The organism is Winslowiella toletana (genome assembly GCF_032164335.1).
GTDB classification, from domain to species: Bacteria; Pseudomonadota; Gammaproteobacteria; order Enterobacterales; family Enterobacteriaceae; genus Erwinia; species Erwinia toletana_A.
The window spans coordinates 805864-832430 of sequence record NZ_CP134152.1 but is presented as its reverse complement, the minus strand read 5'-3'; the positions used below and the strand labels follow the sequence as shown (position 1 = coordinate 832430).

Annotated in this window: 21 protein-coding genes; all 21 read right to left on the bottom strand. The window is 50.3% G+C overall.

Going from position 1 to position 26567, the window contains the following annotated elements; all coding sequences use genetic code 11:
* Nucleotides 1–9: 9 nt before the first annotated feature.
* Nucleotides 10–3465, bottom strand: coding sequence for a type VI secretion system membrane subunit TssM (tssM, locus tag RIN69_RS03810; protein ID WP_313855676.1), 3456 nt, complete (start codon nucleotides 3463–3465; stop codon nucleotides 10–12).
* A 13-nt stretch (nucleotides 3466–3478) separates the two neighbouring features.
* A complete protein-coding gene (icmH, locus tag RIN69_RS03805) occupies nucleotides 3479–5002 on the bottom strand; it encodes a type IVB secretion system protein IcmH/DotU (protein ID WP_313855674.1) in 1524 nt (507 codons plus the stop codon).
* A complete protein-coding gene (gene tssK / locus RIN69_RS03800) occupies nucleotides 4999–6354 on the bottom strand; it encodes a type VI secretion system baseplate subunit TssK (protein ID WP_313855673.1) in 1356 nt (451 codons plus the stop codon). The genes icmH and tssK overlap by 4 nt, the downstream gene beginning before the upstream one ends.
* A gap of 79 nt (nucleotides 6355–6433) precedes the next feature.
* The gene (gene tssJ / locus RIN69_RS03795) at nucleotides 6434–6916 is read right to left on the bottom strand and encodes a type VI secretion system lipoprotein TssJ (RefSeq protein ID WP_313855672.1); all 483 of its coding nucleotides are present in this window, start codon (nucleotides 6914–6916) and stop codon (nucleotides 6434–6436) included.
* Nucleotides 6903–7280 carry a PAAR domain-containing protein gene (locus RIN69_RS03790; RefSeq protein ID WP_313855669.1) on the bottom strand — a complete coding sequence of 126 codons (378 nt, stop codon included), beginning with the start codon at nucleotides 7278–7280 and terminating at the stop codon, nucleotides 6903–6905. Before RIN69_RS03790 ends, tssJ begins: the two co-directional genes overlap by 14 nt.
* A 4-nt stretch (nucleotides 7281–7284) precedes the next feature.
* Complete coding sequence (locus RIN69_RS03785; protein WP_313855668.1) at nucleotides 7285–7890, bottom strand: DUF3540 domain-containing protein; 606 nt, start codon at nucleotides 7888–7890, stop codon at nucleotides 7285–7287.
* A complete protein-coding gene (locus RIN69_RS03780) occupies nucleotides 7883–8809 on the bottom strand; it encodes a pentapeptide repeat-containing protein (RefSeq protein WP_449361560.1) in 927 nt (308 codons plus the stop codon). Before RIN69_RS03780 ends, RIN69_RS03785 begins: the two co-directional genes overlap by 8 nt.
* Nucleotides 8810–9043: 234 nt before the next feature.
* The gene (locus RIN69_RS03775; RefSeq protein WP_313855667.1) at nucleotides 9044–11278 is read right to left on the bottom strand and encodes a DUF2169 family type VI secretion system accessory protein; all 2235 of its coding nucleotides are present in this window, start codon (nucleotides 11276–11278) and stop codon (nucleotides 9044–9046) included.
* Nucleotides 11279–11287: 9 nt separating this feature from the next.
* Nucleotides 11288–13567, bottom strand: coding sequence for a type VI secretion system Vgr family protein (locus RIN69_RS03770; protein WP_313855666.1), 2280 nt, complete (start codon nucleotides 13565–13567; stop codon nucleotides 11288–11290).
* A gap of 83 nt (nucleotides 13568–13650) precedes the next feature.
* Nucleotides 13651–16224 (bottom strand): type VI secretion system ATPase TssH, encoded by a 2574-nt coding sequence (tssH, locus tag RIN69_RS03765; protein WP_313855665.1) that lies wholly within the window; start codon nucleotides 16222–16224, stop codon nucleotides 13651–13653.
* Between the two features lie 15 nt (nucleotides 16225–16239).
* Entirely contained in the window at nucleotides 16240–17280 is a 1041-nt protein-coding gene (gene tssG / locus RIN69_RS03760; protein ID WP_313855664.1) for a type VI secretion system baseplate subunit TssG, read from the bottom strand.
* Nucleotides 17270–19114 (bottom strand): type VI secretion system baseplate subunit TssF, encoded by a 1845-nt coding sequence (tssF, locus tag RIN69_RS03755; RefSeq protein WP_313855662.1) that lies wholly within the window; start codon nucleotides 19112–19114, stop codon nucleotides 17270–17272. Before tssF ends, tssG begins: the two co-directional genes overlap by 11 nt.
* 14 nt (nucleotides 19115–19128) lie before the next feature.
* Complete coding sequence (locus RIN69_RS03750) at nucleotides 19129–19575, bottom strand: type VI secretion system baseplate subunit TssE (protein ID WP_313855660.1); 447 nt, start codon at nucleotides 19573–19575, stop codon at nucleotides 19129–19131.
* A gap of 57 nt (nucleotides 19576–19632) precedes the next feature.
* Nucleotides 19633–20151 carry an Hcp family type VI secretion system effector gene (locus RIN69_RS03745; RefSeq protein WP_313857588.1) on the bottom strand — a complete coding sequence of 173 codons (519 nt, stop codon included), beginning with the start codon at nucleotides 20149–20151 and terminating at the stop codon, nucleotides 19633–19635.
* Between the two features lie 198 nt (nucleotides 20152–20349).
* The gene (gene tssC, locus RIN69_RS03740; protein ID WP_390902525.1) at nucleotides 20350–21852 is read right to left on the bottom strand and encodes a type VI secretion system contractile sheath large subunit; all 1503 of its coding nucleotides are present in this window, start codon (nucleotides 21850–21852) and stop codon (nucleotides 20350–20352) included.
* Between the two features lie 8 nt (nucleotides 21853–21860).
* Nucleotides 21861–22421, bottom strand: a complete 561-nt coding sequence (gene tssB, locus RIN69_RS03735; RefSeq protein WP_313855659.1) for a type VI secretion system contractile sheath small subunit — start codon at nucleotides 22419–22421, stop codon at nucleotides 21861–21863.
* 27 nt (nucleotides 22422–22448) lie between these two features.
* Entirely contained in the window at nucleotides 22449–23420 is a 972-nt protein-coding gene (locus tag RIN69_RS03730) for a type VI secretion system protein TssA (RefSeq protein WP_313855657.1), read from the bottom strand.
* A 165-nt stretch (nucleotides 23421–23585) separates the two neighbouring features.
* A complete protein-coding gene (locus tag RIN69_RS03725; RefSeq protein ID WP_313855656.1) occupies nucleotides 23586–24107 on the bottom strand; it encodes a fimbrial protein in 522 nt (173 codons plus the stop codon).
* 12 nt (nucleotides 24108–24119) lie between these two features.
* On the bottom strand, nucleotides 24120–25148 hold the full coding sequence (locus RIN69_RS03720; RefSeq protein ID WP_313855655.1) for a fimbrial protein: 1029 nt from the start codon (nucleotides 25146–25148) through the stop codon (nucleotides 24120–24122).
* A gap of 11 nt (nucleotides 25149–25159) precedes the next feature.
* Nucleotides 25160–25798, bottom strand: coding sequence for a fimbrial protein (locus RIN69_RS03715; RefSeq protein ID WP_313855654.1), 639 nt, complete (start codon nucleotides 25796–25798; stop codon nucleotides 25160–25162).
* Nucleotides 25799–25824: 26 nt separating this feature from the next.
* Entirely contained in the window at nucleotides 25825–26559 is a 735-nt protein-coding gene (locus tag RIN69_RS03710; protein WP_313855653.1) for a fimbrial biogenesis chaperone, read from the bottom strand.
* Between the last annotated feature and the right edge of the window lie 8 nt (nucleotides 26560–26567).

The window sequence follows — 26567 nt, the reverse complement described above, 5'->3', positions numbered from 1 at the left end:
TTATTTGCATTAACCAGGACATGAGAACTGGCTCAACGCCCGGGACCAGAGAGGAAAATCATTTATTGTCGAACGTAATTCCATTTTGAAAAATCCGCTGATCGAGGCAATACCCATGGTCAGTTCACGGCGGTCGCGATCAATTTGCAGTGGATTACTTTTGTCATACAGGTGGAACAGTGCCCATGGCCCGTTAAAACTGACTGATTCAATTTTACCGTTCATATCTTTGAAAGAGAGGCGAACATAAGCGCCACCATTCTTACCGGGCCACTGCACGGCGACCGGCTGAATGCTGCCGTGGCTATAACGAATCACCTCGCCATCAATATCCAGCACCGCTTCCATAATATTCGGTGACAGCGACAGAGGACGCAGATACAGCGAGAAAGAGACTTTATCGCCACCGTTAAAGAAGGTATCGCCGATCAGCATCGCGCTTTCAAATGCCTTCAGCGTGCTGGCACTCAGCAGGCCGCGACTTCCCTCGCGGATACGTAACTTACCAGCGGTGTTATCAACATAAGGCGCAAGATGCTGATCAAAGTAGCGTTTCATTGAACCCGCTGGACCGAACATTCGCGCAAAATCACCAATGCCAACTTCATCCCGCGCCCGGCGATTAAATGGATAGCGTCCGGACAGCACGTTTTTACACACATCGGTGGCAAAGATTGCCGCACTGTTATTTAAGTTGTTACGGCTCTGCTGCAAACTCTGATGATTACCGACTTCCAGCAGATCCAGCATGATGCTGCGCACCGGTTCCGGTTGCTGTGCCGCGGCAATGCGCAGCCGACTGATCGCTGAGTTCTGCGGCATCACTTCGCCCGCACGCAGCGACACCGCCAGTGAAGAGAGCTGGTTATACAGCTCTTCAAAACCGCGTGCTAAGGGATCGTTATTGCCACCGGGCTGCATCAGCTGAGCACCGAGACGCCGTACCACTTCAAAGCGTTGCTCCAGTGACTTTTCCGGAGTAATGCGAAAACGCGAGCGTTCACCGGAAATTTCACCGACGATATCGCGGCGGGCATTTTCCAGCTCCATACGCCGCTTGCTCATCCAGCCAGAAACATCGTTACCGTCGGTTTGGCTCAGTCCTGTTTGTCGGGTGACAAAACGCAGTAAATTGGCCAGCGGCGAAGAAGGATCGCTAAATTGCCGTGCCAGCAGTGCCGCATCATCGAGATTACTGACCGGGCGTACGTGCACATCCTTCAGGAACGACTCCCAGCTATCGGCATACTCCAGCAGATAGAGTTTACGCACTTCATCACTGAGTTTTTGACCGTAGTCCAGCGCTCTGGCTTTATCGACGTTGCCGTCACTGTCGCGCAATACCCATGCCTCTTCACGAATCATTGAGGTCACCGCGCTATTAAGCTGAGGCTTAAACACATCATGGTAGCTGGCGAGGGTGTAGAACGCCGGCACGGCCATATCGGTTACCGTCGCCTGCCCTTTACGCCGCAGCATCAGGGAAACATTGGCACCAGCTGCGCTCGCTAATGAGACGTTTTCGATGTTAGACGGCACCTTAATTTTCAAATCCTGTAGCACGCGCACATGAACAGGAATCGCCATGGCCTTAACCCGTGCCATGCGAATCAGTTCAGAATTCAGTTTGGTGACCGGAGCCTCGGATTGCAGGCTCTCTTTAAAGATAGTGCGCAAATGCAGGCCAAATAACCGCTTATCGGCATCCGAATAGCCCTGTGGGGCAAAGCGACTCCAGCGGGCTAAAAACCAGTTTTCTAATTCTGTTGCTGAGCGATGCTCAGGTTTCCCCATCATCAGATAGATTTTTAGCGTGTTATAAACGTCAGCGTCACTCGATGAAATATCCCTTTCCATCTCTTCAGAGACGTAACGCTCCAGCGCGGGCCAGAAAAACTTAAACAGATGACGATGGTAAGTCTGCTCAGCCTGTTGGTTGATCAACCGATGCTCAAAGTAGGGATTGACTATCAGTGATGCACTGTTGGATAACTGTGCATTCATATACCCCAGCTGTTCGTAGGCAGAAATCAGATCGTCACTGATGCGATTGGTCGCCGGGATTTCGCGCACCATTCTTTTGGTCTCATCAAAGCTGGCACTCATATAAGCTATATACTCTTCCTCCCATAAATAGCGGGTCACCAGCATATTGACGGCAAACGCCAACAGCAGAAACACCAGCGAATAGCGCAAAGTACGGCCGATGCGCGCGCGCAGAGGTAACGCCCGGGAATTAAGCGTGCCGCGCTCGACAATGGCATTGTCCAGCATTGGCGAATAGATTTGGCCGGTTGGACGCGGCTCCACCTCAGTCAGTGGTGAGTCACCCAGCTGCAATACCTGGGTGCTGCCCAACCAAATCTGACGCACCTGCGCCGAGTAGCCTACCGGCGATTGTGGGACGATTTGCTCGAGAAGATTGAATAATGGTTTGCGCAGATTGCCGAGTGACTCGGTAAAGAACAGCAGCTGCTGGCGTAATTCGTTGCTGTGGGTGGAATGCAGCATCTCCTGCACGTAGCGACTTACCCGCGCCAGCAGATAACTGTACTCCGCATCACTCTGCGGGAAATCCAGCTTGCCAGCACTGTCTGACACAATGGTAAAGCCGATACCCTGTGCGAGAATCTCTTCGCTCATCATCGATAAAAATGCGCTGCCGCCCGATAACGAATCGAGATTATTGACCGCCAGGTAAACGGCGATATCGTTGCGAAAATAAGACGCCACCTCCAGCATGCGGGCGCGCAGCGCATCAGCCAGCGACTTGCGCTCGGTTAACGAGGCATGTAACAGCCAGTGAGCATCAAGACACAGCACAATCGCGTCGATGCCGGGATGCTGGCGATAACGACGAATCAGCGAGAATAGCCGTCCCTGCGCTTTGCTGGCCTCATCACTCAGGCCGTGTAGCTGAGTCCACTCGCCAGCGGTATCAATGTATACCGCCTTATCCGTCAGCCACAGATTGCAGTCGCGGGTTGGGCCAATATCGGCGGTCTGCGTGAAGCCATATTGTTCCGATAATAAAAAGCGTTTGCCGCTCTCATTAACCAGTGAGGTTTTACCACTACCCGACGGGCCGATAATTAAAAACCAGGGTTTTTCATTCAGATAATCATTTCTTAACCGATAACGTAAACGCTGCCACAGCGTTTTTTGCCCGGCGATGCCAATATATTTCAGCGTGCGAATAGCATCAAAAAAACGTGCTGATACCCGGTCGCGCTGGCGGGATTTTTTATTACTGATTTTCGGTGCGCGGAAGTGCCGAAACAGATACCCCAGCGCTGAAGCCACCAGAGGCCACAGCGCCCAGGTTAAAATCAGCGCGATAATAATTCCACGCACCAGCACCGACACCATAGGATAAAAAGTGCCTATCGCAATCAGCGGCCCCACCCACCAAACCAGCAGGCTTAAAACGATGGCGACAAATATCACCAGTGTTCTACGAATCATAATATCATTCCACTTAACGGGCAGACGTTGCTGTCGAGTTTTTATTGTTTAATAAACCAGGAGTCTGCTCACTGAGATGACTTTCAGTCATTTTGTTTTTTATTTCGCTGCGCTCTCCCACTTTCCAAAGAATATCAACACGCCGGTTCTTACGGCGCCCCTCGTCAGTACTGTTATCAGCCAGCGGCTCGGTGTCACCTTTACCCACGGCCAAAATATTTCGCTGATATTTACTGTTCACCAGGGTACCTTCTTCCAGCTTATCCGCCACCATGCTGGCGCGCTCCTGCGACAGCCGCATATTAGGATCGCCAGAAGTGTTATTGCGGAATGGCTGGGCGTCGGTATGACCAATCACCTCGAGATCGCCCGGCCAGCCGGCCAGTGCTTCCCCCAGACGCTCAATATTACGTTTTTTGACGAACTCCGCTGACAGCACTGATTTACCGGTACTGAATGCACCATCAGAAGTAAACAGTAATAACCAACCGCGCGGGTCTTCGCGTACCTGCAGCCAGCCCTCATTTAAAATTTGCGGCAAAGGCTGCGGCAGGGTTTCCATAATATTAATTTTACGCGGCACCGGCGGTTCCCATACCATAATGGCATTGCGAATCTCGCGTGATTTATCATGCAGAAATAGCGATACCCCGCCATAGGCAATCAGGCATAATATTAACCCATAGCTCAGTACTTTCAGCGGCGTTAATAACGTCAGTGAGCCGGTAACCACATTGGTCTTTACCCTGCTCAGCGATTGAGTAAACCCTTTTTCATACAGTGTCGAGTTAAGACGAATAAAGAGATCCGTTAATAAGACATCTCCTCTTTCGAGTACGTGATATTTGCCTTTAAACCCCATCGATAAGATCAAATGATAAAGTCCGAGGATATTGCGAAACTGATGCGGGTTCTGCATATAGTGTTCAAGATCGTCGAAACATTTTTCACCTCCCCAGGAGTCGCGATGAAGCTCAATCAGCAAATTCATCGCCGTCAGGCCATATTCCCGCAGCTCAGCAAACATCCCGTCCAGATAAGTGCAGAGCAGATAGGACATGCGGCGCACATCTTCGGGCAGCGTTTGTTGCTTCAGCAGCGTCTGGCTAAAGTGCTGTAGCTCTCTGACCATCTGGGCGCGAATCAGCAGGTTATCAATGCCTTGCTGTCCGCGGATGCGCTCCATCATTAACAGGGCAGGCATCGCTGCGGCAACACAGGGATTGGCCCAGTTGCCGGCAATACTACCCGGCCGGGTCAGTGCGGCCGACTTAACCACCTTACGCGCAGGTGCCGAAAAATAACTTTCGCCGCCAGTCGTAACCGCTCCCGAATGGAAGGGCGGCGCTTCTTCTGTGGAACGGGTAAATCCCTCCCCACGGCAATCTTCCGCGTCGTGGCGTGCTGTGGCGGCAAAGGCAGCCATGGTGCCCACCGAAGCCTGAACCACCGGCGAATTCAGCAAGCCATTTATCTGATTCAGCCCGTTGCGTGAGGAGGACATGGCATCACGGATTTTTTGTTCAAACTCGTTCATCTCCCTCTCCCCGGCCTCAGCCCCCAGACATCAAAGCGCAATGCTGGAAAATCACCGACGACGCTGAAAGCAATAGCCGCACCGGCCATCATCTCTTTATACAGCGCGTCAGAGGGATCCACTTCAAAATAGACGCTGTCGGGATAGTAGGGAATATGACGCGGTGGCGCTCCCAGCGCCGCAAGGCGCACGCCCGGCAACTGCAAATCAATTAACTTGATGATTTTCTCAACCGGCCCCAGCTTGATCTGTGCCGGGAAATCACGGCGCAGCACTTCTGCCGGAATATCGGCACTCACCGCGAAGATCAGGCGTTCCAGCCGCAGCTGTCCATCGTTTTGACATAAATAAAGATTATCGCCGCTACTTTTAAACGGCATGGCGACTGCCGGAGATTCAATGACCAACGAGAGCGCACGACGCAGCGCCGCAAACAGCTGGAAGTAGCCAATGTCCGGACGTTCATGGCTATAGTGCAGATCGTTGCGCTCGCGGATCGCTTCACTGCCCGGAATAATGCACAGTCGGCCCAGCAGCCCCAGCAGCAGCTGATACAGCTCTTCAGGGTGCACGCGCGGACGGCGCAATAAATGCGTCAGCACCAGATGATACTCGCCAAGCAGCTGCACCAGCATCAGTTCCAGCACTTCCGACATCCCGCCGCCCGCGTAGTGGGCATCCGGCAGGCGTACGCTATTCAGGCGAAGCGAGATCAGCCCCTGCAATTCAGAAACGGCACTGTTAAGCCAGCCGGTGGCGCGAAAATCCAGCATCGGTGGCAGAATTTTACTGTTTAACACCAGACTGCCTTCGGCGCTTCGTTCGCCAATCATCGCCAGCGGCAACATTGATTCATTGGCGCTGAGATTGTCCCGCAGGCTCAGGCGCGTCTGCAACTGCCCCAACTGCAACATAGCATTTCGCGGATTACCTTCGGCCTGCTGGAATACATTACGATCCTGAATTTCGCTATCAATAGCACGATAGCGGCTGCCCGCGTTACCGCGCGTTAAATCAATCCATGGATTACCCGGCATATCGGATAACACCGACAGACAGACCATTTTATTTTGACAACTGTCGTTCAATTCCAGCGGCAATGGCAAAGGGTCCTGTGCTGGCATATCAAAAACAGTGCCGTCAGGAAAAATGCCTTTTGCCCGCCTAATCGCCAGCTTGCCTTGTTCAAGCAGCCCCTCGTCGATCTCCAGCTCACAAATACCCCAGGTATAAGCGCCAAAGCTTCGCGCCTGAGCATAAATTAAGTTTTCTAAATAACGCTCTTGCTGCTGGAAATGCTGTGGTTCCATTAGCATTCCTTCAACCCAAGCAACACGCTGTGTGGGCAACATATCAACATTCCATATTGATACCCTTAATATTTCATGTTGCAGGCACATTAGCTCCGCCCTGAAATGCAGGATATTTATTTTATAAAAAAGTTAGCGCGGTATATTCAGCAACCACGTCTATTTTAAAATCCCCGTCAGGGGGGATGATTTTTTCGATAAGAGAATACTCACCGATTCCTCGTTGAAATTCAGCCCCGACTAATATCCAACGGCTGCCGCTATCGTAATCATGGCTTATCGTTCTGTAGGTTTTTTTCTGCCCCGGCGCCAGAATATACTGCTCGAAATTGACCACATCTGCCGAAGCACTCAATCCTTCACAAATTCTTCCTTCATAGAGCTGTTGTGGCAACCATCCCGCCCTGCGCGTTTCAATAATGCAGATTTTTACCGGCTGTGAATTATTCGCCATGTCGGGATTCACCTGCTTTGCGACAGACAGGCTGACTTCGATACTCCGCGCTTCCTGCTCAGTTGCGCGATCAAAAAAATGACTACAGCCGGTATTGATCATTACCGCCAGAAAAATAAAACTAAACTTCTTCATATTAGCGATTAACATGAACGGTATATTGACCAGGCGCAGACTGAACACAAGCGGTATTGCCAGAATTAGTGACGCCAGCGCAACCCAGATAGGTTACGCCATTACCTTTTACAATCAGTACGCTTGACGACATCATATGCGATCCTTTACCCGAGTGAGTAGAGGAACAAATACCGATCCCCGCCCCTTTGGTCGCGCTATGATAAAACTGCGTGGATAAAGTCTGAACATATCCGCCACAAATCAGCACATTGGGCACGTTAACGCCGCCACTGCTGTTCGGTAAGGTATTTTCAGCCACAACAATAATTAACCCTGACTTCAGCACATCACTTCCTGATGTACTGAGCCCTCCAGCACTGATATTGACTGATGGCATTTCCTTACCCCATATGGATCTGGCTACCCTCGACCTTCACCACGGCAGAGCCGTTTATCGAAGTCATGCGTCCTTTTACTGTCATCATTTCTTCAGCGTGGTGAGTGATATTTTCCGCTTCAATACTTTCGTTATATTTAATCTTACGGTGAGCATCATCCGCCTGCACAAACCACCGTTTAGTCATTTGCTCCATACGTTCGGCGACCCAGCGTGAGGTCCGTGATAGCAGTGAGATACTTTCCGCTTGCAGCACTATTTTTTTGCCGCCGTTTAAGATCAGCTGAGGCGCAATAATGTGTAAAGCATGCTCGCCGCTGTTTAATATCCACTCGCCTGCCTGCCGCCGCACTAAAATATCGGTGATATATAATCTTTTTTGATCGAGAGTGGCTCTGACACGGTCGCCTTCCAGCGGTTTCAGTAAACAACTGGCCGCAACCTGCAATTCATAGTTTGACCAGGCAGCCAGATACAGCTTGCCCTGATTATCAGTTTTAATTTCAGCAACCACCTGAGTACCAGAAGGAAGCGCACAAAAGGCCGGTGGCTCATCTCTGAACGGCAAAGGATTTCTTAATGGCGCACCTGCGGATAATCTTCTAGACATTGCGGCTTCCTCCCGGTAACACTTGCGATGACAACGGTGAATCTGACGGAATCCCCGGCTGGTAATACTGATACCAGGCATCGACAGTGGTCAGTACCGGCTCTTCTTTGACGACAGTCTGCTCGGCTGGCCCGAGCGTTGCCCCATGCAAACGAACGCCGGCCGTTTGCGCTGCCTCGTGTAACGGCGTGGTCGATACATCCGCCGCGCGCAAATCGGCCTGAGAAAGATCGCAGCCCGATACACGACAGTGCTGCAGGCTACACCCCGCCATTTGTGCAGTTGCCATGGTGGCCCCGACGAAATTACAGCGAACAAACTGCGCGTTATCCGCCATGCACGCCGTCATATTGGCTCCAGACAGCTGGCAATCGCTTAACTGTGAACGGGTAAATACGCCGTGGGCCAAATTACTGCCACTGAGATCGCAATGCGTCAGGCGCGAACGATAAAAACTGCTGCCCGGCAGGCTAAGCCCACTCAGCACGACCTGGCTTAACTCACACTGGTTCCAGACTGCGTGTCCACCGCTGATATCCTGCCATACCACATCCTCAAGCTCGCACTGGCTCATCGCTAAGCGATGAATTTCAACCTGCTGCCATCGCCCCTGCTCAATTCGGCTGGCGAACCAGCTTGCGTCCTTAAATTTACCGCCGGAGACAGTAAAATCCGTAGCGGGTAATGAGAGCGCCACCCAATTAGCCAGCTGTACATCGCTGATTCTCATCTTGGCGATCTGCGTTTTTTCCAGCACCATGCCCTCGATTAAGCATCGCTGCCAGTGAGAGGCGCGTAATTCTCCCTGCTGAAAACGTAAGTTCTTTGCCAGACAATCCTGCATAATAAACTGATTAATATTACAATTAATAAAAGTCAGTTCATCGATATTAGAGGCGATAACCTTAACGTTGTCCATTACACAACGCTCAAAATATAGTTTCCTGAAATTACATGCTTCAATGGTTGCATTTGAAAAATCACATTCAATATAACGGCAATCTGCTTTATCAACTGCCTGAATTCGGCGATGCCGGTAATCCTTTTTTTCGTTCTGTTCCGCTGCTGGCGGAATATCGAACTGGCTCATCTCAAAAGACGCTTTACTGACCATTCTGCTTAATGCGCTTTGCTGCTTGCTCTCAGACACGGTTTATCCCTTCCCTTCCACAGCCTGATAAAGTGGATACCAGGTCACCTCACTCAGTAAACATTCTGAAAAAGGCTCCCCCACATCGCGAATGACCATCGACAGATTCGCGGCCACCAGGTTACAGCGATAAAAAACCGTATTTCTGATATCGGCATGGTAAAGCATCGCCTGCTGCAGGCTGCATCGATCCCATCGGGCATGTTGCATCATGGCGTCCTTCAGGCCTACGCCGGTCATATCGCATAAAATAAACTGCGCATTAGCCAGTTGGGCACTCTCAAAACTGGTTTCCCTCACCACGCAACGGGTAAACTCACTGCCTTCCAGCGTCACGCCACGCAGCCCGACCTGATTCAGCACCGAGTGTTCGAATTTCGCCTCCGGCAGCCAGCAATCCTGCTGGATGGTGGTGCTGTCAATTTTGCACTGCGCAAAGGACAGCCCACGGCAGTCGCTGTCGAGAATCGATCCGCTATCCAGTTGGCTGTTGATAAAATATGCCTGCCGCAGCTGGCAGCGATTAAAGATCGACGCGGTGATCATCCCGTCCTGTTGCTTGATCAGGGAAAGATCGGTCTCAGCAAAAGTGCAGTGATCCCAGAGGCTATGATTCAGCACGGCACCTTCCAGACTGACTTTTTCAAACTGGCAGCTTTTCCATTGACTGCTATGACTGACTAAGCCGATGGCCCGCAGTCGGCTGAAACTGGTCTGCTCAAGCTGAACATTATTAAAGCTCCCCTGCGAGAATTGTCCGTCGGTAAAGCGACATTTATTCAGCGTGACATGCTTAAATGTCACCGAGGAAAAGGTGCAATTCTCAAACTGACAGTATTCAAAAATACACTTATCCAGCACCATCTCAGAGAAGGAGCAGTCGACAAACTGGCATTGCTGAAAGCGCATATTGGCCGGATTTAGTTGCTCTACCGACTGACAGGTAAAAATCTCTCCCTCAGTCCAGTGGCTACCGCTACCGGACAGCAGCTGGTTCAGGCTCTTCTGATTCACCTGGGGAAAGACCTCCCACTGAATTTTTTCCAGCGCCGGCTCCTGTTTTAGCGCCATACGCTGCTGATGCTGATTGAGTTTCTGACGGATATCGAGAAAGTAGGCCAGATAATCCTCCCGTGGCCCGGCACGATAACGCAGTGAGTCAGGATTGTGCTGACGGGCATTAATCACGTTCATACCCATTCCTTTCGGCATCAAATCGGGATCGTAGAGAAATTCGAAATCACTGCCATCCTTTGCCAGCCGTCTGTCGAGCACATCGCGAAAGTGGTGGTCGTCACGCGGATTATCGACAGCATCTAAGCCAATGACCATGGTCGCTACAGGCTCCTGCATTAAGTAATCCAGTGGAATGGCCGCGGTAAATATCAGCAATCCCAAATCGCTGTCCGGTAACAGCCACAGGGTTTTACGCGCCATATTTAAGGGGATCAGGCGAGCCTCCGCCTGTTTCAGGCTGTAAAACACCCGGGCGCGCACGCGAGGGAAATGTCCCTGAATCTGCATACCGTCAGCACGAAAACCCTTCAGTTCAAACGGTACATCGTCCGGCCACTCCGTCTGATGATAACGTTGCGCTGGAGCCGCCAGCTGAAAATATTGTCGGTCAAGTTGCTGCGGATAGCCGGGAAATAGGGTCTTCAGGTAGCCTTCTCCAGCCATTTCCCCCGCCACGCGATCGAGATAACGTTTACGCTGCAGGAAATGCTGCGGCAGCGGACCCGGCGCGGCCAGCGGTGAATTCACCTGTGGTAGATCGTCTGCACCCAGCGTCATTAAACGTGGGGAGAGACCATCCTGAAACCCTCGTCCGGTCGGATTTTCCGCATATCCTTCGCCGCCATAACTGTGCTGATGATCCAGCGCCATCTGCGTAAAAGGGGCGATCTGCATTGCGGACAGCTTCGCTTCTCCCTGTACGCGCCAGCGCCGCTGCAATTCGCCGACCGACACGCTGATATTCAGTGATGTCACCGGTTTAGCCGTAGCGGCATGCCCCGCCAGCAAATACTCAGCAAACGGCTTTGGCTCAGCTAAATCCATGATTCGATTAGCCAGCGGTGCTTTTTCCCAACCCGCCCAAATTTCCGCCTCATTGGCAAAATGCTGTGGTTTTGATAAATAGACTCCCGCCACCACACTGACACCCAGATAACTCTGCTGAGCAAGCTGGTATCGTCCATTAAGAAAAATAAGTTGTTGAGGTTTTACAATCCGCATTTTTATTCCTTAATTGATCAACAACAATCCAACCGTCCGGTTTTCAAAATCAGTGCTGTTAACCACAGTGCCATTATTCTCAATACGTGATTTGCTGCTGGTGACCAAATTACCGAACTCCTCAACTCTGGCCTCGGTAACATTAATCTCCGAGGCGGTAAAATTAAGCGCATTACCGGTGCGTACGGTATTGATGCCACAAAGCTCGGTATTGACGCCGACAATTCTGTTTCCGACCCCAATTAATTGATTACGATTCACCACCGCAGAGTTATCCATGCCAACAAATTCATTATTAAATGCGATAAAGCTATTTTTATTACCGGTTAAGTCATTTTCCATCACCACAACTTTATTTCTGATACCCAACATCAGGTTATCAATGCCGGTCGACGAGACTTTCAGACCGGTAAAGTTCTTTTCAATGCCGGTAAAGTGGGTGCTGATGGTGGTAAATGAGGTATCCAGCGCGGTGAACGACGTTTTTGCGCCGGTAAACAGGACGTCCACCATCGTAACACCGGTATGGATACCTTTGGCTTCGGCTTGCACACCCGTAAGATGAACACCTAAACCGGTTACGCTAAAGTGGATATTGGTATAATAAAGATGGGTATTATACAGATTGCCATGAATGACCTTGATCCACTCCCAGCGGTGGCGGTCAATAATATTATACTGATCTTGTTCGACCGAAGTGTGCATATCGCGTTCAGCATGAATAACAACCTTCTCACCGCCACGGTCATCCACCAGCGTAATCTGGCTGGCATTCTGTGGCAGCCCCTGCTGCAACGAACGCGAGACAATACCCGTGTGGCCAATCTGCTGCGGCAAGTTATACGGCGGAGGGTTTTCGCCATTATAAACAATGCCGGTCACCAATGGCCGATCAAGATTGCCGTCAACATAGGTGATTAACACCTCCTGGCCGACGCGCGGCATCGCAACCACTCCCCATCCTTTACCGGCCCAGGCCTGCACTACCCGCACCCAACAGGAACTGTCCTCTTCGGTACTCTTATAGCGGTCCCAGTGGAAATGCACGCGAATACGCGCATGCTGATCGGTATAGACCTCTGAGTCTGGCGTACCCACGACGGTGGCACTTTGCAGGCCGGAGACACGCGGCGGTCGGGTTTTCAGTAACGGACGCCAGGAAACATCATCATTGAGTGTGGTCAGGGTGCAGGAAATCTCACCGCTGGCGGAAATATCATTACCGCTGTCAGCCGTACCTTGCAGGTAGCGGTAATGCACGCCCAGCAGCTTATAATTGCGATTACGCGCGTTGTCAGGATGCCCCATCAGCCGAAATGCATAGCCGGGAACCATGCCCATAGCGCTGCTTTTACCACGCAGTAGCTGTCGATCGCTCTGCATCATTTCCAGTCGTAAACGCGCAATATGTTCGCCGCGACGGGTATCCTGATATCCCGCCGCATAGTCGTACCATTCAAGCTGGACGTTATCCAGCCCACCATCCGGCTCATCGACAGCGGCCTGCAAATTATTGCTCGGATGCAAATAATCATAATCGCGTAGCACGATTTCATTCGGTCGCACCTTGCGCGAACGTTTAAGCTCCTGAATTCCTTCACGAATTGCACGGCCGTCTTCATCATCAGGAATAAAGTCAATTACATCATAGCCTTCCGGCATGGTTTCAAACGCCTGCCGATCGGTGATCACCATGACATGTTTATCTTGCTGATGACGGAAGTAGTACCAGATCCCCTCTTCCTCCAGCAGCCGACTAATGAACGTAAAGTCGGTTTCACCAAATTGCGCGCAGTATTCGCGCTGCGGATAGTCGCCATCAAGCTCCAGGCTAAAATCGGCAATCTGGTTATAGCGAGAAAAAATATCCCTGACGACGTCAGGCGCACTTTTCTCCTGAAAGATACGACTATTGCGATTCTGCATCAAAAACCACAGCCAGGTACTCAGCTCAAGTTTATAAACAAAATTATTGCCGTTCTGACCATCATCATAACCGGCGGTAACATAGGCATAGTAATAACGATGACGGAAGCTATCAAAATCGCTTATTACCGCGAAAGGTAAGACATTGCTGATATAACGTATTTTAATCCGCACCACCTGTCCCAGCAGTGAATCAAGGTCAACATCAGGTAACGGCGATTCAAATGCCAGAACATATTCCTGATTGTGCGAAATATCTTCTTTTGTCGTAAAGCTGATTGGCCAGGCCTGTACATCCGCCAGATAATCATTCTTTATTTCCAGAGTAAAAACCTTACTACTCTCTGATAATGGAAGAGACATAAAAAACTCCCTTTTTTAAATTAACTATGTTCCAGACTCTGGCAACATCATTATCTGGCGAATGGCAGGTATATTCAGGCCCGTTACTCAAAAGCCATGCTGAGCTCACCATCCTGAACGATAAGATGAATATTATTGGTTTCCTCTTCGTTCTTTTTACGACGCAGAATTTCATTACCCATAGCCGGCAATATCGTCTGACGTAACAGATCTTCAACCGCCCTTCCGCTGTTAGGGTGTGAGACGACCCGGTTTGCTACCCAGCGTTCGACTTCTGACTCAAAGGCAAATTCAGCGTTAATTTCACTTTTCAGTCGGCGTTGTAAACTGCTGAGATTTTTACGCGCTATCAGTACCAGCGCCTCCTCGCCCAATGGTAAATAGGGAATAATATTGATACGAGCCAGTAATGCAGGGGCAAATTTACGCTGTAGAGCGTCATAAACCAGTGGCCGCAGTTGTGCCAGCGGCAGAGTTGGCTCACGCAATATCGCCTGCTCAATCTCTTCAGCCCCCTGATTACAAGTGATAAGAATAAAGCAGTGACGGAAGCTGATCTGCCGCCCTTCACCATCTTCCATCGTGCCTTTATCAAATACCTGATAAAACAGATCGTGAATATCGGGATGCGCCTTATCAAACTCATCGAGCAGAATGACGGAATAAGGTTTGCGCCTTACCGCTTCGGTGAGTTTGCCGCCTTTGCCATAGCCGATATAACCCGGAGGTGCACCACGCAGCGTCGATACCGCATGAGATTCCTGAAACTCACTCATATTAAAGGTAATCAGATTATGCGCACCGGCATACATCGCTTCCGCCAGCGCAATCGCGGTTTCTGTTTTGCCAGTCCCGGTCGGGCCAGCCAGCAAAAACACGCCCAGCGGACGTTCAGGCTGGTGAATACCTGCCCGACTGATTCGAACTGCCTGCGCGATTTCCGCCATCGCGACTTTTTGGCCGAACACCCGTGCTCCCAGCAGTTTTTCCAGCTGCAGCGCATTATCTAAATCGTCCTGAATCATGCGTCCACCGGGAATCCCGGTCCAGTCTGACAGCACTTCGGCCACCACCTGCTCATCCACCCATGGATAGACCAGCGGATCCTGATTTTGCACGCCTTCCAGCTCACCGAGCAACTGGCGGATCTGCTCAGGTTGCTTCGGTTCTGTCGCCTGAAGTTCAGCCACCAGCTGCTGCTCGCGCTCGCGGCGCAGCGACAAAAGTTTCAGCTCAGCTTCAGCACACGCCACATTGAGCTGCAATCCCTTTAGCCGCTCCAGCACATTACCCCCCAACGAAATTTCGGCGTTCAGTGCGCCAATTTCACTATTCTGCATATTCATGGTGGCGTTGAGCATTTCCATACGCTGTGGAGTAGCATGATAGCTTAATGACACCCTGGCACAGGCGGTATCTAACAGACTGATGGCTTTGTCAGGCAACTGGCGCGAAGGCAGGTTGCGCAAAGACAAGCGCACCGCCGCCTGAATCGCCGCGTCGCGGATAATCACACCATGATGACGGGAAAGTGCCGGTGCAATGGCGCGCAGCATACTGATGGCATCCTGCTCCTTCGGCTCGCCGACCAGCACCCGTTGAAAACGGCGCGTTAAGGCCGCATCAGGCTCAATAAACTGTTTGTATTCTGACCAGGTCGTGGCGGCAATCATGCGCAGCGCCCCGCGCGCCAGCATCGGCTTGAGTAAATTAACGGCGTCGCCCGTTCCAGCCTGTCCGCCAGCACCGACCAGCGTATGCGCTTCATCACAGAATAAAATAATCGGCGAACTGGATTGAGTTATGGCATCAATTAATGATTTAAGCCGCGATTCAAACTCACCGCGTACGCCGGATCCGGCCTGCATACGCCCAAGATCTAACGACAGTAAGCGCGCCCCTTTCAGCGAGGGGGGAACATCACCGGCAGCAATTTTACTGGCCAGCGCCTCCACTACCGCCGTTTTACCCACACCGGCTTCGCCAACCAGAATTGGATTGTTCTGACGACGACGCAGTAAAATATCAATCACCTGGCGCAGCTCGCTATCACGCGCGACCACCGGGTCAATCTTACCTTCCAGTGCGCTGAGGGTTAAATCACTACACCATTTAGTCAGGATCTCACCAGCCTGATCGCCGCCATCCTGCATCCGCGCGTCCTGCGAGTAGGTCACTGCCCCTTGCTCGCACGATCCTTCCACTAATTCGTTAAATTCCGTCATCACCTGCGGCGTCGGGATTTGTTCAAATTCGCTGCTCAGGCGATACAGCCAGCGCTGCAGGTCCTTATCCTGCAATATCCCGAGCAGAATATGTGCGGTGCGAACTGAAGTACTGTCGTCACCGATCTGACTCATTAATAAGCCGCGCTCTACCGCTTCTTCCAGCCGTGCAGAGATATCCTGCACTGAACGGGTACGGGTCGGCATATGACAAATAACCTTATCCAGTTGCTCGTTCAGTTTGGCAATATTGATGTCGTAATGCGCCAGTAACAGCGGAATATCCCCTTCACTGCTGTCGATAACTGTTTTTAACCAGTGTTCTAATTCAACATCTTCATGGCGAAAAGTGCGGCAAAGCCTGGTGGCTTTTACCACCGACTGATAAGCATAATGTCCCAGCCGGGAAAAAAGTCTCTCACGTTGATACACAACAAACCCCTGTCGCTAACATAAATTTTTTATAAAATAGCCGCGAGTCGCTTTAAGCCATCCATCCTTGCCCAAGCGAGCTTTGCCTAACAATCCCGATATTTCAGGTGTGGTTTCAATAATTAAGTCGATCTCAAACAACAACTGATGTTCGACATAATCCTGGCTGATAGCGACTAATGCTTTCAGCTTCTGACTGCCGCGCTGGAACGCCATATACTCGGGTGACGTTAACGGGCCAATCACCAACTTGACCTGGTGCTGAACATCATAAAAACGCTTTCCCACCCGCGTCTTTCCCAGGTAGCCCAGACGCTGATGCACCTCGCCCTGCATATCATCAATCCAGCGGGCATGGCGGGGTATCAGCGATATCGGTACGGCAAAATAGTGCTTAAGGATCTGGCACAATGTATTTAGCCCGCGACGTCCTGGTAGATAAGCGGCACAAAACCGGCTTCTCACTCGCTGCACATGCTGATCAACCTCAAGAATTTCACTTAATCCGCCCAGCTGTTTCAGGTGCAGCAAAAACGAATTCAGCGATGGCTTTTCATGCCCTATCGCGACATTCAGTTGCGCCCAGGCGCGGTAGTGAAATAGCGCCAGCCGCTGGCTGAGGATGTTAATAAACGCCTCGAATGCGCCACTGCGCTGCACCAGCAACTCTTGTCGCGCATGCTCGGTAATATGAATCGGTAACGGCCCGTAAGGGGCAAATAAGCCGAAATGGCGACAGATAATGAATATTTGCGTCGGATGGTTATCCTGCCGCGCGTGGCTGATATCAACCACCTCGCGGGTAGCGAAAGACATATCCGCAGGCTGGATAATGCGTAAATCCAGATAAGCCCGCTGATTCACATCCCCCAGACGGACTGGCATCGCGCTGTCACGTTCGATTCGCCGCAGCACCTCAAAAAAGTTCTGCCGGTTCGACAGCCCGCTAAAGGGCACAACCCGCTGAGAAATCACACCGTCCGCGACGGATTTCGCCGTCAGCGGGCTGTGATAACAAATCTCGCTGGGATAAAGCGGATCGATTCTATACATCATTGCCCAGCGGCCCCCATTGGGCCGCTGACTCGCCATCAATATTCAGCGACATACGTAACGTCTGGTTGAGCTGGCAATATTCAGACAGGGCATAATGAACGATACGTCCGAACAAAAATGCGCCCTGATCGGCATGATGATCGCCACGCAGATTTAATCGTGCCGCTACGCCACGATTCCAGGCAATCGGGCCTGCGCCCCGATAATGTTCGAAACAGTGTAAAAACTCGGCCTCAGCCAGGCTGGCAATGCGTTTGCTGTGGCTGACATCATCCGGCCAGGCAAACAGGGTTAACCAGCTGCGCAGCAGTGCGGCAGCATTGATCACCTGCGGCCGGGCATAGCGCAGCGGATTGACGGATACCATCTGCACCGCCTGCCACACCAGACTGATATCCGGGACAGGTCGCGGTAACGAAGGCGGCCGCAGTAAACCGATCTGTTTCACCGGCAGCGCCACTTCCGCATGGAAAACCGGGTTCTGTAACTGCTCCGGGAACAGGTGACGATCGCAAATCATGGCATTGACCGATAGCGACTTAACTTCATCCAGCGATACCCCCGAGCTTCCTGAAGAGAGCGTGATAAACAGTTCATTGTGGCCAAAAGCTGACTTTTTATATTTTTTGTCATAGCGAATCGCTTTACGGCGCACGGCATACCCCGCCTGCGGTTGATGCTGGTCGAAACAGACCTCTTCCGGTAGCGTGGAAAACTGCAGGCTGGTGCCATCTTTCAGCGTCCCCTGCACCTGACTAAGGTGATGGACTTCATACTGTGCGGGATTGAGACGATCCACTATCAACTGATGTTCAGTACGATCCGCATCAAAAACCACGGGATCGCAACGACGCGAATAGAGGTTGATGACCGGTGTGGCAAACAGGCTGAAGTCCCTGGCGCTAATACGATCGACTAAGCTGTAAGGCAACTGCTCCAGGGCAAAGACGATCTCAAATTCATGCAGATTCCGGCACTGCGCAAGGAAAGCATTCAGCTGATGCAGTTCAACGCTGTAAAAACGCGAAGGCGCGGCAAAATATTCGCGCAGCAAACGGCTACCGGGTAATTCACCGATACTGCCAGGCAGCAATGACTCGGTCTCTTTCACTCCGCCAGGCTGCAAAGCTGTCGGATTCAGACGTTGTACCACCGGCAATACGCTATTTTTAGCCCACAGCACCACGTGTCGACACTGGCTGAGCAGCGCGCTGAGTAACTGATTCGCCCGCACTGCATCGCCGGTAAATGACAGATGTAGCGGGTCAAAACCGATCCCAGACAGGGCTTTAACGCCGTGCGTGGTCAGTTTCAGACGGATACACGCTGGCGTCCCCTGTAACAGACTGGCGACCGCATCCGGCAGTCGCGTAGCGAGGGTAGTCGAGCATTCAGCTTCGGAAATCGTGACCGGTTGCAGGTTAACTGTACGCCCGGTGGTGAAAATGGCCGGTTTATTATTGAGTGTGCTGTCGCTAAGTTTGAGTACGCTGCCTTTGGGCAATATGGCGCTACTTTGCCATTGCGGTGAGGTCAAATCTGGCGACAAATCAACGGTAGCAATCGCCGGCATCGGCGTATACCAAAGCGGTGCCAGACGAGAGAGCATCTGCAATGCAAACTCAGGATATTCATTATCAATGCGTTCATGCACCCGGCTGCTGAGAAATGCCGTACCTTCCAACAGGCGTTCAATAAAAGGATCCTGAATGCCGTCGGCATGCATACCTAAATGCCGGGCAATTTGAGGGTGTCGCTCGGCAAACTGCATGCCGGACTCACGCAAAAAGCGCAGCTCCTCATTGTAACGATCCAGAAAACGCGCACTCAGCATTATTCAACCCTTTATTATTTAAAAACACGTACTGCGCCACATGAATAATCCAGAGCAATGCGCAGATTGACTCTTTCCTCTCCTTCTGCGAACAGGCAGACCCCGTAGATATCAAACAGAATTGCCAGTACATAGCACTGCTCGCCATCAATTAACGGAATAACTTTTATACTTCGGGAGTCCAGCCTTGGCTCAAATGTCGAGATAATCCGCTGAATATGTTTTGCCAGTAATATCGGGTCGATATCAATGGGAATTCTTTTACTCAGTGAAGGTAATCCAAAATTAATTACCGATGATTCCGCATTCGATCCGGCGGAAAGTTTTAAGTCCGCACCGCGCGAGGCATCATTTAACAGGCATTCGATGTCACGTAATAATATCTCCCGCCAGTTTCCACCTTTTCGTTTATCACTGCGCGAACTTAATTTATCGAAAATGGCGGGCAGTGACGTTTTCACTATTACGCTCCTGAATAATTGACCAGCTGAAAAAGCCAGCCGGTCAGTCTGTTACCATTAAATGCGGGTGTTTGCTTTCAGGTCGTAACCGGCCTTGATTACTGGCCCCATGGTGCCGTCTGCATTCTGCTCGCGGTATTCAATTTCAATTTGCGCGAAGTTCAGGCTCAGCATTTCGGTTGGCAGCACCATATCGTTTCCTGCTGCTGCACCGATACCCAGCGGCATATTGCCCACTACGCGATAAGAAGAGACCAGGCACTGCTTAAAGGTGATGGTCATAAAGTCCTGCTGTCCGCTACCGGCTTTACGGCAGACAAGCTGGGCTTGCTTAATATGTTCACCGGTTGCACACAGCTGGAATAATTTCGGAGACGCTTTGTTGCTTGCCATGCGAAATTCAAAATCGCTCATATTGACTTTGCCGGCACCGCCGCCACTGCCATGAGCCAGGCGACCAGAGTTCTCCTGCGCCCACTGCCAGGCTTGCAGCTGAATCCAGCCATTATATTTTCTGTCCTGCGACTCACCGTCCACACCCTCTATTTTCAGAAAGTAGTCTACTAATCCAGACATATTTTCATCGAACTTACTTGAAGCCATCTACTTCTCCTTAAGATATTAACAACTCACATAACCACTGATTCAAAGCGCACACGTCAATAGAAAAAATATAAAAGTAAAACTATCGGTTAATTAATTAAATGACACTGACCGTAAAATTAATCCGGAAATAAAAAGATAAAATAATGAGTTTATCAAGCAGGATTATATTTAGATTCGCACATCCGCTCTGGCTGAAGGTAATTTAGAGACCAGCCGTAATGAAACGGTCATGCCCTCTAACTGATAGTGCGGACGCAAATAAAAATGCGCACGGTAATAACCCGGATCCTCAGGGACTTCTTCCACATTCACTTCTGCGGCCGACAGTGGGCGCATTGCTTTGGTGGCTTCGGTTGAAATTGACGGATCGCCATCAACATAATTCATCAACCAGTCATTAAGCCAGCTCTGCATATCTGCACGTGAGCGGAAAGAACCGATTTTGTCGCGCACAATACATTTCAGATAATGCGCGAAACGACAGGTGGCAAAAATATAGGGCAAGCGCGCTGACAATTTTGCGTTAGCGCTGGCATCAGGATCATCATAGGTTGCCGCCTGATGCAGCGTTCCGGAGCCAATAAAGGCCGCGAAATCAGTATTCTTACGATAGACCAGCGGCAAGAAACCGGCTTCTGAAAGCTCATGCTCACGGCGATCCGAAATCGCGACTTCAGTCGGGCAAATCAGCTCATAGCTGCCTTCATCTGAAGGGAAGGCATAGGCTGGCAGCTCTTCAACACCACCACCAGACTCAATGCCGCGAATACGCGAGCACCAGCCATATTGATGGAAAGCCCGGTTAATATTAACGCCCATCGCATAAGCGGAGTTCGCCCAGGCAAAATCCTCAACCCTTTCAGGGCGCACCGTCTCTTCAAAGGCGAACTCTTCCACTGGATTAGCCATCGCACCATACGGCAGGCGTGATAAAAACCGGGGCAGTGTCAGCACCAGATAACGTGAGTCATTGCTCGCACGCAGACTGCGCCATGCCGCATATTCCGGCGTGGAGAAAATTTTGCCGATATCACGTGGATTAGCCAGTTCGTTCCAGTGGCTCATCTGCATCAGTGACGGTGAGGCAGAAGAGACAAACGGGCAATGTGAAGCCGCGGCAATTTTCGCCATTTCGGTCAGCAGTGAAACACTCTGTTGACTATGGTCAAACTCAAAATCTCCGATCAGGCAGCCAAAAGGCTCGCCACCAAACTGGCCATATTCGTACTCATAAATCTGTTTGAAAATCGGACTTTGATCCCATGCAGCACCGCGATAGCGGCGTAAATTACGTGCCAGTTCATCTTTGTTGATATTGAGTACGCGAATTTTAAGATGCTCATTCGCTTCAGTATTGGTCACCAGATAATCAAGCCCGCGCCACGATGATTCCAGCTTCTGAAATTCAGCATGATGCAGAATTTCATTCACCTGGCGACCGATCTTGTCATCAATTTCGGCAATCAGTGACTCAACGGTAAGCACGACATCACGGCTGACCGTCATCTTATTACTGCTGGCATAATCCATCAGCGTACTGACCGCACGGCGCACCGCATCACTGGCTTCATCGGTGCGTGGACGGAAAGAACGTTTTAAAATTTGATCCAGATGATTCTCATCGTGCTCCGCGTCCAGCTCAACGGTGCTGATACTCGCCGGTGCATACATATTCTCCATCATGCTTGCTCCTCCGGTTTCCCTTCCGTTCCGGCATTAAGATTGGGGCCATTAAGCGGTTTTTTATTCTGATGCGCCACACGATGCAGAAACTCAGGATCTTCGAGCAGATTTTTAATCACCTCTTCAGCACTGGCTTTACCATCCATATAGGTAATCAGCTCTGCTAAGCGGGTGCGGGTTTCCAGTAAGCGAGTCAGTTCCGGCACGTTTTTAGCAATAGCGCCTGGAGAAAAATCGTCCATCGATTCGAACTCAAGCTCAATATTCAGCAAGGTATCGTTGTCGTCATCAAGAGTACTGTTAACATTCAACGCCAGCCGTGGCTTAATTGCGCGCATACGCGAATCGAAGTTGTCCTGATCGAAGGTGAGAAACTTACGATCGGCAACAGCAGCCAGAGGCTCTACCCGATGGCCCGATAAATCGGCCATCACGCCGGTGACAAACGGCAGTTCAACCTTTTTCTGCGAACCATAAATCTCCACATCGTATTCAATTTGTACGCGAGGAGCATTGTTCTTACCTATAAACTTTTGCGAACTTGTATCTTTTGCCATAATTCACTCCCTGATAGCCTGATGCCATTAATTGCCAATAAACTGCTTAAGAGAGCTCATGGCATCCGGCATTAATTCTTCAACAATATTTTCAAACTCCATGCCGATCATTTTCTGCGAGCGCCGGATAAAAATAGGCGCGGGATGACTCGGCTCATAGGTTTTAAAATAATCAATAATTTTATCCAGCATTAAAATCGCTTCCTGCCGCGTTCTGATTTTTCCATCAAATCGGGCATTATCAGCAGTGACCTGCGCGATATCTGCAAGCGAGTTATCGTCGTAAACAGCATCGGAAAACGGTTTTTCAACAGCAAGATTAAGCCCGGATAACTGCGCGGCCAGTTTGCTGATTGCCAGTCGAAGATTCCTGCATTCCAGCAGATAGCCATCGCTGCTTTGATTGGCATATTGTTCAATTCGCTCCAGCGCGTCACCAGCAAATACTAACTGGTTAAATAATACAGGCATATTTTGTGCCTGATAATAACTGTCGGCATTATCAAGCATCACAATAAGCTCGGCGAAACCGATGGTTGAATCCGCGCTGTGCAGCGCGTTTTCATGCAGCGCTTCAAACGTTAAACCAATGTCTGCTGATAACCTGGTCTTTTTTAAATCAGACAGGCAGGAGGGCGTAGATAACCATCCTAATGCCGCAGCATGGCCGCTGCCTTCAGGTTCATCCGCCAACAGTGGATAAATTTTTTCTTTTGCGGTCAGCAGGTCATCAATTAACTTAATACCTTGCCAGAGAGCAGCGACCCCCAGAGTATGAAACCCGGCGCGCATAAACCAAATAATTACCCGCAGGTCATTGCAAGCCATTAATAAGCGCTCACTCTTTTCTCTGATATCCAGCCAGTTGATCTGCTCTACCGCCTGCTGATCATTTAACGGATCGATTGAATTATCATATTCAGCCAAAATAAATAAAATTTCATTGTAAAGAGGATCAAACTCAACACCATCACGTTCATTAAAGACGATTTCACTCATTATCATTAACCCTGGTGATAAGTATTATTTGATATTGTCTTTAGACTGATACTAATGACATCGCTAATCGACCCGGCTATTATCGCCATTGTGATGCTCTCAGGCGATTGAACGCTGGCTAACTACACTTTAACCTGCGGAAATCCGAAACTTTACTCATTGTTATCACGGATAACGTAAGAGAAAGTTTGCGTTGGCGCTGTAGTTTCCTGCCACCACTTCCGTCGCGGGTTGCGCTTCCAGATAGGCGCCGAAATTCAGGATGTTTTCGTCGTCTTGCAGGCTAATCCCCTGCGCCGGATTATTAATACCGATCGCGCTTCCATCCTGATTCAGCAAACGGATGGCCGCTCCACCGGCATCGCCAACCACGGCCAGCCGTCCGGGGAGCTTGCTGTCCTCATTGCCGGTAAAGGTCACCACCACCGACTGGCCGGTGGGCACGCTGCAGTTAAGTAACCGGATAGTGAAGTTCTTCGTCTGTCCTTTACCATGTTGCTGCAAATCTTGCCTGCTGATACTGCCCATATCGACTTCAATATCTTCTGAATCAGGAGCGACCACGCAGGGCTGAGAGACGATTCTTCCACTGAAGGTGATCTCACCGCCCTCCATAATAATATTTGCCTGTGCACGGGTGGTAAAAAAGATAATAACTGCCATCAGGCTGATAATTCTGCTCTGCATTGCTGAATTTCCTTAATCAAAGCTGGCGATAACGGTGGCGCTGGCATTAAATTCCCCATCGCTAATGCTTGCACCTGTTTTTGCTAACGGTGCCGCACGCAACGGCCAACTACCACTATTTTGGTTACTCTGCACCGGATAAGTAATATTTGGCCTGACAGTCCCTGTGCTGCTGGTCAGCCTGATGCCTAAATCTTGCTTATCGGTTTTAAAGTAATCGCTCGAAAAATCACTGGCAATTCCTTTGATGGTTAACCGAATATTTCTGGACCCGTTATCGAAATCACCACCGCTGCAAACAAACTGAATCGGTAGATCCTGGATATAACGGCTGCCATCCAGCCCTTCATTACCCACATCACCAAAATCAACCTCAATGGGATTTCCACCATTAAAGATACATTTTTCCGGCACGCCAATAATGGCGGTTTTGATTTTCACCTTAAACATCGGTTCACTACCATAACGCCCATTTCCGCCATCCATGCGTCCGAACATATCGAAGGTTTCCAGGTCGTCAATCACCGCACCATTGGTAATGCTCTTTCTTAATTTAAACGTCACCCTGCCCTTTGAGGCCGATTCAAAAGGATTATGAATATTCTGCGGAGAAGACTGACAATAATAATCCCGATCGAGATTGTCGACGTCAAAGAATGGCACTGCATAGTAGTTTTGGTTGTATCCCGCCACGATGATTTCAACTTTAACATCAATAAAATCATTGATTTTCATAAATCCAGGGTTGATATCAGAAGAAGGGAGCGCCGATGTGGTTTGAAAAAATATCGATTTTCGCGCGGGGATACTGCCTTGCTCGCAGTAAACTTGCCCCGGATATCTTTCTGAGACACTCCAGGTTCGCGTGACTTCTGCGCCGGGACGGTTATCAATGATATCGCTGTCGGTTAATTCTATCTCCCTGGTTTGGGTGCCATTGGTCAGCCGAACCTCTCCCTGCTCAAATGCCGCCGCCGCAGTGGACAATCCGCTATATAGCATCGCGATACTCAACAGCTGACTCAATTGTTTTAATTTCACCACTGCCCCCATTAAAAATAGTAAATATTCACGTTAACAACCGTATCGATATAATCTGCCTGAACAAATTTCCCCGTCGACTCGAGGCTGGCACTAAAGGTCAGCGTATTATCGCCGGGCTGGAGCACAGCATTATTAATCTTCTGATTCAGTGGCAGCGGTCTGGATAGCGCATCACGCAGGCGCAAGCCTACCCCAACAGCGCCATTAAGCTTAAGCAGCTCGGCGTTCTGATCGTCAGGTACTCCGGCAAAGGAAAAAGCCACCAGTTGCTCGCCACTGTTATACCCTGACGTGCTGCCCGGGAATTGCAGCTGCTCTGCTGCTGGCTGCCAGTTGCTGGCTCCCATCAGGCAATCCTGAAACTTCAGGCTAAACCTGACCTCCGGGCCGCGATCGCCCTGCTGACGAAACTGGCTGGCGGGCGTGTTTCCGAGATCGACCCACTGCTGCTCTGACTCCACGGATAACGCGCAAGGGGTACTGAGCAGCCCACCGACAAAATGCACTTTGGCCGTTTCGGCAAATTGACTGCGAGGTTGTGCGATTTCTTTAGGCTTATACGACGCCTGCCCAGCGGCAGGCAGTAATCCGCATAATAGCGGCAGCACCGCCCGGATGATATTTATAACAGAAAATTGAACTCGCATAATATTGCCTCCTGCATAGTGTATTATTAATGACTGCCGGCACGACAGATTTGGTTACTGTCACAGACAAATTTGAGTTCAGGATGCCCACCGTAATCGTTAATATAAGTCACCACAAAACTGTTCAGTCCGGTTGACGGGAGAGTTATTTTCTCACTGGACTTTGGCGCCAGCATGAGTGGCCTGAATTCTTTCATCTCCTTACCACCGTCTTTTTTCATCTGGCGCTTTATCGTGGTGAGAGTGACGTAGTACGGCGTGGGATTTTCCACTGTGAAACCCTGTGCTGTTTTTTTGAATATAAGCTTATCCTGCCAGACAGCATTTCTTTCAGCCCGAATGGCTGATGGCCGCCAGAACAACTTAATCTGAGTTTGTAGCGCGATTTGCATAACATTAGATTTTTCTGGTCGCGGTGGAATCTCACGCAAATTGAAATAAAATAAACTTTCGCGATCCTGTGGTAATGCACTGACTCCGCCAGACTGTGCAATACGCACCAGGCTGCGTTCACCCATATTGATACGTTGCAACGGCGGTAATACCACCAGCGGAGAACTCACTTTGTTATGATTACTGTCTTTAATCCAGGCCTGGGCTAAAAATGGCAGCTTTTTGTTATCATTGCTGACATTTAAACTGATGGACTTTTCATCGGCATCAAATATTACACGGGTCCGATCCAGTGTCAGTGCTGCCTGAACCAGGCCGACACTAAAGATGCCTGAAAGCAACAGGCTTAGTTTCACTATATAATGCATTGTTAATA